6 protein-coding genes are annotated in these 13,550 nt (G+C 71.4%); 3 read left to right on the top strand and 3 right to left on the bottom strand.

Features of this window, described 5'->3' with window-relative positions:
* Positions 1-69: 69 nt before the first annotated feature.
* Genes AC5I49_RS13845 through AC5I49_RS13835 form a run of 3 tightly spaced genes read right to left on the bottom strand, consistent with a single transcriptional unit; the run spans position 70 to position 5,930 of the window.
* Positions 70-1,503, bottom strand: a complete 1,434-nt coding sequence (locus AC5I49_RS13845) for an efflux transporter outer membrane subunit (protein ID WP_046982621.1) — start codon at positions 1,501-1,503, stop codon at positions 70-72.
* Positions 1,496-4,702 carry an efflux RND transporter permease subunit gene (locus tag AC5I49_RS13840; protein ID WP_061287500.1) on the bottom strand — a complete coding sequence of 1,069 codons (3,207 nt, stop codon included), beginning with the start codon at positions 4,700-4,702 and terminating at the stop codon, positions 1,496-1,498. Before AC5I49_RS13840 ends, AC5I49_RS13845 begins: the two co-directional genes overlap by 8 nt.
* 13 nt (positions 4,703-4,715) lie before the next feature.
* Complete coding sequence (locus AC5I49_RS13835) at positions 4,716-5,930, bottom strand: efflux RND transporter periplasmic adaptor subunit (RefSeq protein WP_016447393.1); 1,215 nt, start codon at positions 5,928-5,930, stop codon at positions 4,716-4,718.
* A gap of 397 nt (positions 5,931-6,327) precedes the next feature.
* Between AC5I49_RS13835 and AC5I49_RS13830 the strand changes: the two genes are divergently transcribed.
* From AC5I49_RS13830 to AC5I49_RS13820, 3 genes are all read left to right on the top strand, one after another.
* Entirely contained in the window at positions 6,328-9,489 is a 3,162-nt protein-coding gene (locus AC5I49_RS13830) for a hypothetical protein (RefSeq protein WP_495789514.1), read from the top strand.
* Positions 9,490-9,520: 31 nt separating this feature from the next.
* A complete protein-coding gene (locus AC5I49_RS13825) occupies positions 9,521-11,251 on the top strand; it encodes an SWIM zinc finger family protein (protein ID WP_495789513.1) in 1,731 nt (576 codons plus the stop codon).
* A gap of 307 nt (positions 11,252-11,558) precedes the next feature.
* Entirely contained in the window at positions 11,559-13,550 is a 1,992-nt protein-coding gene (locus tag AC5I49_RS13820; RefSeq protein WP_495789512.1) for a reverse transcriptase family protein, read from the top strand.

Here is a 13,550-nt window from a genome sequence, read left to right as displayed (position 1 = left end):
CGGGGGTCCGCACAAGCAAAAAAAAGGGACGGCGCCTGGCCGTCCCTTTTTGCAACGCACGCCTTGTGCTCAGGCTGGCGGCAGCTTCCCGTCCCAGCCACCGGCCAGGGCCTGGTACAGCGCCACGGCAGCGCGCAGGCCGCGTGCGCGGCTGTCGGCGGCGGCGTCCTGGGCCGCGTAGAGGTCGCGCTGCGCATCCAGCACTTCGTACAGGCCCACGCTGCCCAGGTGGTAGCGGCGCAGCGCCAGCTGTTCTGCGCGCTGGCGCTGCTCGGCGGCCTGGGCCAGGTGGGCATCCTCGGTGCGCGTGCGCTGCAGGCGCACCAGGGCGTTCTCGGCGTCCTCCAGCGCCAGCAGCACGGTCTGCTGGTACTGGGCCAGCGCGGCCTGGGCGCCGGCCTCGCTGGCCGCGATGCGCGCACGCACGCGGCCCACGTCGAGGAAGGACCAGTCCACGCCCAGGAACACGCTGCTGGTGGCGCTGCCGCCCTCGAACAGCGCGCCGCCGTGCAGCGCCGTGCTGCCCAGCAGCCCGCCCAGCGACAGGCGCGGGAACAGGTCGGCCGTGGCCACGCCGATGCGCGCCGTGGCCGCATGCAGCCGTGCCTCGGCCACGGCCACGTCCGGACGGCGGCGCAGCAGGCCGGCCGGCGTGCCGGGGTCGATGGCCGGCGGCAGCTGCGGCAGGGCGGCAGGCACATCCAGCGCGGCGATCAGCGCCTCGGGCACCTGGCCCGTGAGCACGGCCAGCCGGTGCTGGGCCATGGCGATCTGCGCCTGCAGTGCCGGGATGCGCGAGCGCGTGGCCTCCAGCTGGGCCTGGGCGCGCGCCAGGTCGAACTCGGTGCCGCTGCCGTGTGTGAGGCGCAGCTGCACCAGGCGCAGCGTGTCCTGCTGGTTGGCCGCGTTGGCCTGGGCCAGGGCCAGGCGCTGCTGCCAGCCGCGCAGGTCGGCATAGCTGCCCGCGACCTGGGCCGCGATGGCCACCTGCAGCGCCGCAAGATCGGCCGCGTCGGCGCGCAGGTCGGCACGCCGCGCCTCGATGTTGCGCCGCACGCGGCCGAACACGTCGATCTCCCAGCTGGCCGACAGCCCTGCCGTGTAGCTGCGCTGGCTGCGCGGCCCGTAGAAGGCCTCGCTCTCGCTGCGCTTTTGCTGCGTGGCCTGGCCCGACATCGTGACCGTGGGGAACTGGTCGAAGCGGCTTTCGCTCAGCAGCGCCTGGGCGCCGTCCAGCCGTGCCAGCGCCACCTGCAGGTCCTGGTTGCCGCCCAGCGCCTGCTCCACCAGCCGCGTCAGCTGCGGGTCCTGGAACTGGCGCCAGAAGGCGGCATCGGGCTCGGCCTGCGGGGTGGCCGGTGCAGGCTCGGCCCGCGCGAACTGTGCTCCGGCCTGCGGCGCCGCAGGCGCCTTGAAGTCGGGGCCGACCGCGCAGCCGGCCACAAGCCCGGCAGACGCCAGCGCCAGCGCGTGTCGGCTCAGGGATTTGCGGATTTCAGACATGGTGGGGCTCCAGGGGTGCGGCTTTGTCGGAGGGTGGGAAGGCAGGCGCGGCATGTGCAGGCGCATGCCCCGTCAGCGCCCGGCCCGAGAGCCGGCGCAGCGTGACGTAGAACACCGGCGTGAGGAACAGGCCGAACAGGGTCACGCCCAGCATTCCGGAGAACACCGTCACCCCCGTGGCCGCGCGCACCTCGCTGCCCGCGCCGCCGCCGATGAGCAGGGGCACGGCACCGGCGATGAAGGCGATCGAGGTCATGACGATGGGCCGCAGCCGCAGGCGGCAGGCCTGCAGCGCGGCATCGACGATGCCCACGCCGCGCAGCTCCAGCTCGCGCGCGAACTCCACGATCAGGATGGCGTTCTTGCAGGCCAGCCCCATCAGCACCACCAGCCCCACCTGCACGAAGACGTTGTTGTCGCCGCCGGCCAGCCAGACGCCGAACAGCGCCGCGCAGATGCACACGGGCACGATGAGGATGACGGCCAGCGGCAGCGTCCAGCTCTCGTAGAGCGCGGCCAGCACCAGGAAGACCAGCATCACGGCGATGGCGAAGACCACGGCCGCGGCGTTGCTCTGCTCCACCTGCTGGTAGCTGAGGTCGGTCCAGGCCAGCTCGATGCCGCGCGGCAGCGTGCGCTGCGCGATCTCCTGGAGCTTGGTCAGCACCTCGCCCGAGGACAGCACGCGCGGGTCGGAGTCGCCGATCAGGTCGGCCGCCGGGAAGCCGTTGTAGCGCAGCACCGGGTCGGGCCCGAAGCTGGGCACCACGGTGACCATGGAGCCAATGGGCACCATCTCGCCGCGCGCATTGCGCGTGCGCAGCCGCGCGATGTCCTCCACGGCCTGGCGGTGGTCGGCATCGGCCTGCAGCATCACGCGCCAGACGCGGCCGAAGGCGTTGAAGTCGTTGACGTAGACCGAGCCCAGGTAGGCCTGCAGCGTCTGGAACAGGTCGGTCAGCGCCACACCCTGCGCCTTGGCCTTGGTACGGTCCACCTTGACTTCGAGCTGCGGGATGTTGGACTGATAGCTGCTGACCGGATAGGTCATGCCCGGCGTTTTGGCGATCTCGGCCTGGAAGGCCTGCAGCGCCTGCTGCAGCGCCGCGTAGCCCAGGCCCGCGCGATCCTGCAGGAACAGCGAGTAGCCCGAGCCGTTGCCCAGGCCCTGGATGGGCGGCGGCATCAGCGCGTAGGCGAAGCCGCCCTCGATCTGCGCGAACTTGGCGCCCAGCTCGGCATTGATCTCCTCGGCGCTGCGCGTGCGCTCGCCGAAGGGCTTGAGCATGATGTAGGAGCTGGTCAGGTTGGGCGTGGTCGTGGTCTGCAGCGCATTGAAGCCTGCGAAGGCAGCGACTTTGTCCACGCCCTCCACGCTGTGGGCCAGCTCCACGATCTGGCGCGTCACCTCGGAGGTGCGGCCCAGCGAGGCGCCCTCGGGCAGCTTGGCGCCGCCGAACAGGTACAGCTTGTCCTGCAGCGGGATGAAGCCGCCCGGCACGGCCTGGAACAGCACGGCCGTGCCCGCCAGCAGCGCCGCGTAGACCGCAAACACCAGGCCGCGGCGGCGCAGCGACTGCCCCACGGAGTTCTGGTAGCCGTGCGCGCTGCGGTCGAAGAAGCGGTTGAAGGGCCGGAAGAACCAGCCCAGGCTGCGGTCCAGCCCGCGCGACAGCAGATCGCGCGGCGCGCCGCGCGGCTGCAGCAGCTTGGCCGCCAGTGCAGGCGACAGCGTCAGCGAGTTGATGGCCGAGATCACCGTGGAGATGGCGATCGTCACGGCGAACTGCTTGTAGAACTGGCCCGTCACGCCGCTGAGGAAGGCCATGGGCACGAAGACCGCGCACAGCACCAGGGCGATGGCGATGATGGGGCCCGAGACCTCCTTCATCGCCAGGTGCGCCGCCTCCAGGGGCGAGTGGCCCTCCTCGATGTAGCGCTCCACGTTCTCCACCACGACGATGGCATCGTCCACCACGATGCCGATGGCCAGCACCAGTCCGAACAGGGTCAGCGTGTTGATGGAGTAGCCCAGCAGGTACAGCCCCGCGAAGGTTCCGACGATGGACACGGGCACGGCCAGCAGCGGAATGATGGAAGCGCGCCAGGTCTGCAGGAAGACGATGACCACCAGCACCACGAGGATCACCGCCTCGATCAGCGTGCTCTGCACCGCCTTGATGGAGTCGCGCACGAAGACCGTGGGGTCCCAGACGGTCTCGAAGTTCACGCCTTCGGGCAGATCCCTGGACAGGCGCTCCATGGTGGCGTAGACCTCCCGCGCCACGCCCAGCGCATTGGCGCCCGGCGACAGGAAGATGCCCACGGCCGCCATCTGCCGCGTGTCGCTGAGCGAGCGCATGCTGTAGTCGCTGGCGCCCAGTTCGATGCGCGCCACGTCGGACAGGCGCACGACCTGGCCGTCGGCACCCCCCTTGAGCACGATGGAGCCGAACTCCTCGGCCGTCTTCAGGCGGCCTCGCACATTGATGGACAGCAGCTTGTCCGAGCCCTTGGGGCTGGGCTCGGCGCCCAGCTGGCCGGCCGATACCTGCACGTTCTGCTCGCGGATGGCGGCGATCACCTCGGCGGCGGTGAGCTGTCGTGCGGCCACCTTGCTGGGGTCCAGCCAGACGCGCATCGCATAGTCGCCTGCGCCGTACAGCGCCACCTCGCCGATGCCGGGGATGCGCGCCAGCTCGTCCTTGATCTTGAGCGTGGCATGGTTGCGCAGATACAGCGCATCATGGTTGCCGTCGCTGGAGGTCAGGCCCGCATACATCAGCGGCGTGGACGAGCGCTTTTGCGTGGTCACGCCGTACTGGCGCACTTCCTCGGGAAGGCGGCTCTGCGCCTGGCTCACGCGGTTTTGCACGCGCACGGCTGCCGTGTCGGGGTCCACGTCGGCGCGGAAGGTGGCCACCACCTGCAGGCTGCCGTCCGAGGCCGCGACCGACTTCAGGTAGATCAGGCCTTCGACGCCATTGATCGCCTCCTCCAGCGGCACGGCCACCGACTCGGCGATCTCCTTGGGATTGGCGCCCGGATAGGTGGCGCGCACCACCACGCTGGGCGGCACGACCTCGGGATACTCGCCCACGGGCAGCTGCGGAATCGCAACCAGGCCCACGGCGAACAGGATGATGGAGAGCACGACCGCGAAGATCGGGCGGTCTATGAAGAATTTGGAGAAATCCATGGTGCGTCCCGGTTCACTGCGCGGCCACGGCCGACGCCTGGGCCACCGCCGCCTGCCCATCGCCGGGCGCAGGCTTGGGGCTGACCGGCATGCCGGGGTAGTAGATGCGCTGCAGGCCGCCGACCACGAGGCGGTCGCCCGCCGCCAGGCCCTTTTGCACCACGCGCCGGCCATCGACCATGCGGCCCAGCTCCAGGTCGCGGCGCTCGGCCTTGTTGCCCTCGCCCACCACATACACGTACTTGCGGTCCTGGTCGGTGAGCACGGCCTTGTCGTCGATCAGCAGCGCCTGCTGCCCGCCGCCGCCCTGCTCGGACTGCCCTGACTGCAACTGCACGCGCGCGAACAGGCCCGGCGTCAGCAGGCGGTCGGGATTGGGCATGCGGGCGCGCATGCGCACCGTGCCCGTGCCGGCGTTGAGCTGGTTGTCGGTGAAATCCAGCGTGCCCTTGTGCGGGAAGCCCTCATCGCTGGCCAGGCCCATGCGCACGGGCCGGCCCTTGCCGCCGTTGGCGGCGTTGGCGGCCTGCTGGTGGCGCAGGAAGCTGTGCTCGTCCGCATCGAAATACACATACACCGGGTCCTGCGAGACCACGGTGGTCAGCACACTCTGGTCGGCCTGGGCCAGGTTGCCCACGGTGAGCAGGGCGCGGCCCGCGCGGCCGGAGACCGGCGCGCGCACCTCGGTGAAGTCCAGGTTGAGCCGCGCGGCCGCCAGCGCGGCCTCGGCGGCACGCACCTGGGCGGCGCTCTGGGCCATGGCGCCGGCACGCGTGTCGGCTTCCTCGCGCGAGACGGCATGCTCGGCCACCAGCTGGCGGGCACGCTGGTCCTGGGTGCGCGCCAGGGCGGCGCCGGCACGCGTGCGCTCCAGCTCGGCCTCGGCGCTGGCCAGGGCCGCGCGGTAGGGCCGCTGGTCGATCACGAACAGCAGCTGGCCCTTCCGGACCTCCTGCCCCTCGCTGAAGGCAATGCGCTCGATATAGCCCGACACGCGCGGGCGCAGCTGCACGGAGTCCACGGCATCGATGCGGCCGTTGAACTCGTCCCAGACACGCACGCTGGCCGGCACGACCTCGCTCACCAGCACCTCGGGCGCAGGCGGCGGGCCGTCGCTGGCATGGGCATCGCCCACGGCCTGCGGGCGGCAGCCGGCAAGCAGGGCCAGCGCCGCCAGGGCGCCTCCGAACAGGGCACGCCGCAACGGCGGCGGGGGAAGAACTGGCATGGATCGACTCTCCTTGAGGGGGATGGGCAAGGCCCTGCTGCCGGGGTCGGTGCAGGGCCGGAAAAAGGGGGGCTGTACCGCAAGCTCTGAAGGCCTTGCCGGCGGCTGCTCACAATGGGTTGCATTCTTCAAGTTCAAGTGAACTTGAAGTCAAGATCCAGCCACAAAGACACCACGAAAATTGAGGACGGTTTGCCAGGGGAATCAATGGCCGGATCGGACAAGCGCAGCGGCCATCGGCACTGCGGCGGGCGGCGCCCGCAGGGCATCGAGGCACTACACTGCGATGCCATCTGACCCTGCGTTGGCCAGCGGGAAACGACGGCCGCGAACACTTTGCGGCCCCGGTTGTTCCCGCCAGCCAACCCCATATGGAAAAGCACTGGATGCCTGCCGCATGAACCTGCTTGCTCAAGCCGTACTGTCCCGCCCGCAGGGACGCAATGAACGCATCAGCACCGTGACGTTGGTGGCCCTGGACCCGCAGGGGCGCGACGCGGCGGCGCGCCATGTCGTGACCTTGCAGGTCACGCAATGGAAGGCCGGCGTCGTCGCGCAGGTCGATGACAGCACGCTGACCCCGTTGCCGCTGGCACTGGAGCCTGCACGCCAGCGCGCACTGGCCTATCTGCGCCAGCGCCTGGCGGCCGGCGATGTGCTGCAGTCCCAGCAAGGTTTTGCCGAGCTGGATGGCGTGCAAGCCTTGCCCTTGGCTGGCCACGCCCAGGAACCGGCACCGCAGCCGCCACAGCTGCCGGAGTCGCCCGTGCAGGCCGCCGCCATACCGGCCCTGTGCCGGCGCCTGGACGGCAATGCCTGGCGGCTGATGCCCGCAGGCCAGCAGGCGCGCCTGGTGTGGCGCCTGGCGGAATATGCGGATGCCGCGCGCGGCGGCGGCGCCCAGCGCCTGCTGCATGCGCAGGTGCCGCGCCTGGTGGCCCTGCTGGGCACGGGCGACGACCTGCTCGACTACTGCCTGGCCTATCTGGTGGGCCGCCTGGGCGATGGCGGCGCGGCGGTGGCCATGCAGGCGCTGTCGCAGCGCGGCGCCAGCGAGGCCACGCGCGACCTGGCGCACCAGGCCTGGCTGGCGCTGCTCGCGCCGCAGGAGCGCCAGGCGGCGCTGCAGGAGCACCGGGATCAGTGGGAGCAGTGGGTACAAGGGGAGCAAGGGGCACAGGGGGAACAAGAGACACGCACCGCCCCGCCGGAGGACGGCCCGCAGGCGCAGCAGGCCGTGTTCAACGCCCTCACGCCCCAGGCGCTGCTGGCGGCCGATACGCTGGGAGCGCACGATGGCGCCGTCCACCGGCAGCTGCTGGCCTGGATGGAGCGCATCCCTTTCACACGCCCCTGGTGGCCTGCCATACGGCGCATCCACAAGCGTGCCGAGTGGCGGCGCGACCACGCCCTGCTGGCCGTGCTGCATGCCCGCTTCGATGGCCCGCGCGACGAGGGTGCCGTCTTCAGCCGCGACACCTCCCTGTACCTGCGCCTGCGCGGCTGGCGCCAGCTGCGGCGCATGGTCTCGGCCGGGCACAGCGAAGGCGCCGCGCAGGCCACGGCCCTGCTCCAGGCCATGGACCGCCGCTGCGCGGGCCAGGCTGCCTCGCGCTCCGGCCGCCTGCCCGAATCGCGCTGGCTGCTTGCCGCCCGGCTGCTGCTGCCGCGCTGGCCGCAGCTGCATGCCTCGGCACGCGCCCATGGCTGGAACACCGACGAGCCGCTGGACCTGCAGCAGCTGCCCGCGCAGCGCGTGGAAGGGCTGTCGCCCCTGTGGGACGCCCACCCCGAGCGGCTGCTGCAGCTGGTGGGCCGCTCGCAGTCCACGCTGCTGCTGTGGTCGCTCACGCGCGCTCTGCAGGACCAGAAGGCCTTTCTGGACAGCCTGGATGCGGCGGCCGCCGCGCCGCTGCTGCACCAAACCTATGCGCCCGCCGCCGCCTTGGGCCTGGAGATTGCCCAGCAGCGCATGGTCGCTCTGACCGACGATGCGGCGCGCCGCCCCTGGCTGCTGGCGCTTGCGCAATGCGGCGAGGGGCCGGCCGCCCGCTACCTGGGCGCCTGGCTGTCGCGCGACCGCGCAGCCGCCGCGCGCGATGCCGAGCTGGTGGCGGCCCTGCTTCTGTCGCCCGCCGCCAGCTCGCGCACGCAGGCACTGGCCCTGCTGCTCTATGCCGATGGCGCCGCCGTGGCCCTGGCCCTGCTGGCGGCGCTGCCCACGCTGGATGCGGACGGCGCTGCGCTGGCCGACATCCGCGATGCGGTGCAGGCCCTCTTCGCGGACAAGGCACCGCTGGTCGCGCACGCGCCCGGCGTTCCGGCCCCGCCGCTGCACCACCTGCTGGCGCATTCGGTGACGGCACTGGTGGAGATGGCGACCGCCTGGCTGCTGGTCCACCCGCAAGGCCTGCGCACCCTGCCTGCGGCGGCGCTGCGCGGGCTGCTGGAATCCGAGGAACCTGCGCGCATGGCCTGCGGCATACGGCTCATGGGCAGCCTGGCCGACGATCTGCTGTGCGAGCAGGCCGACATGCTGGCCGGGTTCGCGGTATCGCCCCATGCCGCCTTGCGCGCAGCGGCCGCGCCCCTGGTCGAGCGCCTGGCCGGCACCCCTCTGTACAACGCGCGCTGCAACGCCCAGATCGCCGAACGCCTGCACGAGGTGCTGTTCCGCGCGGAAAAGGCCGAAGGCGTCCACGACGCGGCGCTGCGCCTGCTCACCGGCCCGCTGGCCGCCGTGGCCCCGGCCCGCGATGCCTCGGGCATCTGGCGCGCCCTGCAGGCCCAGGCCACGGGTGCGCAACGCTACGGCGCCTGGGGCCTGAAGGCGCTGGACATCCAGGCCTACACCCTGCGCCAGTGGTCCACGCTGGCGCGGCATGCCGATGCCGATGTGCGCGCACGGAGCCGCCAGAGCATCGACACGCGCCTCACGCCCATGGAACAGACCCGGCCCGAGCAGGCGGAACAACTGCTGCCGCTGGCCGACGCCCTGTTCGCCGACACCCAGCAGTACGCACGCGAGATGTTCGGCCAGCGGCTGCCGGCCAATGCGCTCACGCCCGAGCTGCTGATCGGCTGGGTGGACCATCCCCAGTCCTGGGTACAGGCCCTGGGCCGCCAGCGGCTCGAGCAGCACATGAGCGCGCCCGAGGCCAGCCTCTACCTCGCGCGCCTGGCCCAGCACCCGGCCCCCGGCGTGCAGCTGTTCGTCACGCAATGGCTGCTGGCCCTGCCCGACGAGCCCGCGCCCCAGCGCGCCACGCGCCTGCAGGAGCTGCAGCCCTACTTCCTGACTGTGCTCAGCCAGGTGCACCGCGCGCGCGCCAGCAAGACGCGCGTGCTGCATTTCCTGCGCGGCCAGGTCGATGCGCCCGAGACCGCGGCCGTGGTCGCGGCCATCTTCGCGCGGCAGGTGGTCAGCGCCAGCCAGGCCGACCAGCCCGACTATGTGGCCGGGCTGCGCGACATCGTGCAGCGCCATCCCCATCTGGCGCAAAGCTTCATGCAGCCCCTGGCGGCGGAGCGGCGCGGCCAGGCCCCGTCTTCCACCTGAGCGCCTGTTCACAGCACGGAGTCGAACGGACATGGAATTTCGCTATCAGTACTACGGCAGCACGCAGGTCAGCGACACGGCCACGCAACAGGCGTTTTCCTTCGCGCCCGACCTGCTGCGGCCTCCCACGCGCTTCGACGGCCTGCTCAGGCGCGACGGCCCGGCCTTCCTGCAGGTGCGCGAAGGCCTCAGCGCGCTGCACAGCGTGGTGGTCAGCGACATGCGCACGCGCGGCCGCGACAAGACGGCCTACCGCGAATGGCTGCAGGAGCATGAGTCCCAGCTGCTGGCCGGCTTCATGGCCGACACCGGCGGCGCCCAGGCGCGCGCCAGGGAAATCAGCGCCGAACTCAAGGACCTGCGCGAGACCCGCAACCAGGTGCTCGCGCCCTTCTACAAGGCGCAGCGCAAATACTTCGACTGGCTGTACCAGGCCAACCGCGATGCCTGGTACGTGCTCGACCCCGTGATCACCGTGCACCCGGACCGGCTGCTGTTCGAGGCCTTCAGCCAGGACGAGTCCAGCTACTGCGCGGTCAGCATCCGGCACGAGGCCTTCGAGCATGCGGGCGAGCGCATCTGCGGCACCACCAACATCGACTACTCGGCCAGCCTCTACGAAGAGTTCCAGAAGATCCGCAGCTACCGGGACACGCGGCTGACGCTGGACCCGGCCGGCTTTGCCGTGCAGGTGGGCGCCGATCCGGCACTGCGCGAGGAAAAGATCGACCTGCCCGACAGCTGGCTGCGCGGCTTCGTGCAGGTCTCCAGCGCCATGGCCCTGCCCGCCACCGTGGTGGAACTGCACCCCATGGACCTGTTCAACATCTGCGCGCGGCTGCGTGCCCGGCGCGAGCGCCATGGCCCGCGCGCGCTGCGCTTCGAGCTGACGCCGGGGCAGCCGCCCGCCGTGGTGTTCGAGCCCTGGGAGGAACGCCTGGCCACCCGGCGCTCGCACGTCGTCAGCGATGCCTTGGGCACGGGCGGCGGCACCATCCGCCTGTGGGGGCGCCGGCGCCTGCTCACGCTGGAGCGGCTGATCCCGCAGGCCACGCGCGTGCGCGTGCACCTGCTGGGCAGTGGCATGCCCAGCTTCTGGGTGGTGGAGCTGGGCCAGGTCACGGTCACGCTGGGCCTGTCGGGCTGGAGCGCCAACGACTGGGCCGCCAGCGCGCGCTTTCACCTGATGGCGCCGCAGGCCGAGGTCACGCCCGCCCAGGTCGAGGCCGTGGGCCGGCAACTGCAGTCGTGCTGGCAGGCCGGCGCGCAGGAACTGGCCCAGGCCACGGGCCTGGCCCCGGCCCAGGTGCACACGGCCATGACACGCTGGATGCAGGCCGGGCGCGCGGTCTACGACCTGGACGCCGGGCGCTACGCCTGGCGCGAGCTGCTGCGCGAGCCGCTGACGGCGCAGCAATTGCAGCCCGCCAACCCCGAGGAGGACAAGGCGCTGGCCCTGGTGCGCGGCAAGGCCATTGCCCCGCCGCGCATCGACCGCAAGGACGGCTTCAGCCGCATCACCGGCCAGATACCGCGCGCCGACGGCAAGCGCCTGTTCGACACCCAGCTCGAACTCAACGCGGACGAGCGCCTGACCGATGCGCGCTGCAGCTGCAACCACTACCAGCAGCACCGGCTGCGCCAGGGGCCCTGCGAGCACATGATTGCGCTGCGCCTGGTGGCGCAGGCCCAGCTCGATGCCGCACGCCAGCCGGCAGGCCCGCAGCAGGCGGCCGCAGCAGGACAAGGAGAAATCGCGTGAACCGCCTCAATTGCTCTACACTGCCACGCGGAGCGACGCGCAGGCTCTTGCAACCCGGGTGGTGTTTCGCCACCCTTGTGAACTGCCGTTTCATGCACCACGGGCGCCGTTTTCACTGTGCCACCCCAGCGACGGTATGCGTTTTCCTGAGTGGCTTGCTACAAGCGAAACACGCATACCGTCGCGGGGTGGCGTCGAGCGAACAGCTCCCGTCCCGTGAGCCCTGCGGGCTCTTCGACGAGAAGCGCGTCGCTCCACCTTCTTGCCCGCCTCGCACCGGCCGGGCCCGCCTTGCAGGAGTTGCCGCATGAGCCAGCCGCAACCCACGCGCGCCGAGATCTACGAGCGCATCAAGGCCTCCAGCAAACAGGAAGTCATCCTCGAGGAAATGCAGCGCCTGGGCTTCTGGCCCAAGGGCGAGGGACAGCCGCAGCTGGCCGCCGCCCACATCCAGCGCGAAGGCGAGCTGCAGCGCGAGCTGGCCGAGCTGCGCCAGCAGATCGCCGTGCGCCAGAACCCCGAGCGCGCACTGCGCCAGATGCGCAAGGAGCGCATGCAAAAGGCGCTGGCCCAGCGCGAGGAAACCAAACGCCGCCAGGCCCAGGAACGCCATGACAAGGCGCTGGCCTGGCATGCCAGGCGGTCCACGCACATGGGCTATCTGGGTCCCGGCGTCTCCGCGGCCCTGCAGGATGCCGCCCGGGATGGCACGGAGCGCAGGCAGGCCGATCCGCAGCGGCTCGCCCGGCATGGCCTGCCGCAGCTGGCCGATGCCGCCCAGCTGGCGCAGGCCATGGGCATCACCGTGGCCGAGCTGCGCTTCCTGGGCTTTCACCGCGAGGTGGCCCGCACCCACCACTACCACTCGTTCACCCTGCCCAAGAAGACCGGTGGCGAGCGGCTGATCTCCGCGCCCATGCCGCGCCTCAAGCGCGCGCAGTACTGGGTGCTGGACAACATCCTCGCCAAGGTGCCCGCGCACGATGCCGCGCACGGCTTCCTGGCCGGCCGCTCCATCGTGAGCAATGCCGCGCCGCATGCGGGCCACGACGTGGTCATCAACCTGGATGTGAAGGACTTCTTTCCCAGCATTGCCTTCGGCCGCATCAAGGGCGTGTTCCGGCATCTGGGCTATGGCGAGGCCATGGCCACCCTCCTGGCCCTGCTGTGCAGCGAAAGCCGCGCCCAGGCCTGGCAGGTGGATGGCGAGAAGCTCTTCGTCGGCGGCAAGGCGCGCGAGCGCGTGCTGCCCCAGGGCGCGCCCACCAGCCCCATGCTCACCAACCTGCTGTGCCGCCGCCTGGACCGCCGCCTGCTGGGCCTGGCCAGGCAGCTGGGCTTTGTGTACACGCGCTATGCGGACGACCTGACCTTCTCGGCCTCGGGCGAGGCCGCGCGCGACAACGTGGGGCGGCTGCTGGGCCGCGTGCGCTGGATACTGCGCGACGAAGGCTTCACGCCCCACCCCGACAAGGAGCGCGTGATGCGCAAGGGCCGCCGCCAGGAGGTCACGGGGCTGGTGGTGAACGCGGACAAGCCCGGCGTATCGCGCCAGACGCGCAGGCGCCTGCGCGCCGCCCTGCACCGCGCCACGCAGGCCGGGACAGGCCTGCCAGGCCAATCTGTCCAGCCTGCCCAGGCGCCCCACTGGCAAGGCCAGCCGGCACATGCCTCGCAGTTGCTGGGAATGGCGCAGTTCGTCCACCAGATCGATCCCGTGCAGGGCGGGCCGCTGCTGGCACAGGCCCGGCAGCTCACGCGCAGCCCTGTGGACCGGGCGAACGACGCCCTGCTCGAGGCCAGCCGGCAGGACCGCGCCGCCGCGCGCGCCAAGCCCGCCGCAAACGCCACGTTCCGGCGCCTGGCAGCCGGCGGGCAGGCACCTGCGCTGGCCAGCGGCAAGCCATGGTGGCAGCCGGCCGCACCCGCAGCGCCCGTGCTGGAGAAGACCGACCAGCAGCGGCGCGAGCAGCGCCAGGAGGAACGGCAGGCCGCCCGGCAGGCGGCTGGCCCTGCCCCCGGCGTCGCAAGCACCCTGCCCGCGGCATCGCCATCACCGGCCGCACCGGACCCGAATCCGCCCGCATCGAAAAGGCCGCCGATGGCCGGCCTGCTCACCTACTGGGCGCAGATCGTGATCTGCTTCCTGCTGGGCACCGTGTTCCAGGCCCGGCTGATCACGCTGATCGGCATCGTCCTGGTCGTCATCCTCAGGTACCGGCGCATCCAGCGCTGGGATGTCTTCGGGGCGGCGATGGTGGTGGCCGTGCTGGTCGGCCTGGGATTGCGGCTTTCGTAG

Source organism: Delftia sp. (assembly GCF_059499305.1).
The sequence above is the reverse complement of the archived record's forward strand: the minus strand, read 5'-3'. Positions and strand labels throughout refer to the sequence as shown.

Excerpts from the sequence above, each read along its gene's own strand:
- AC5I49_RS13830 (WP_495789514.1), top strand. The coding sequence starts at position 6,328 with ATGAACCTGCTTGCTCAAGCCGTACTGTCCCGCCCGCAGGGACGCAAT.
- AC5I49_RS13835 (WP_016447393.1), bottom strand. The coding sequence starts at position 5,930 with ATGCCAGTTCTTCCCCCGCCGCCGTTGCGGCGTGCCCTGTTCGGAGGC.
- AC5I49_RS13820 (WP_495789512.1), top strand. The coding sequence starts at position 11,559 with ATGAGCCAGCCGCAACCCACGCGCGCCGAGATCTACGAGCGCATCAAG.
- AC5I49_RS13825 (WP_495789513.1), top strand. The coding sequence starts at position 9,521 with ATGGAATTTCGCTATCAGTACTACGGCAGCACGCAGGTCAGCGACACG.
- AC5I49_RS13845 (WP_046982621.1), bottom strand. The coding sequence starts at position 1,503 with ATGTCTGAAATCCGCAAATCCCTGAGCCGACACGCGCTGGCGCTGGCG.
- AC5I49_RS13840 (WP_061287500.1), bottom strand. The coding sequence starts at position 4,702 with ATGGATTTCTCCAAATTCTTCATAGACCGCCCGATCTTCGCGGTCGTG.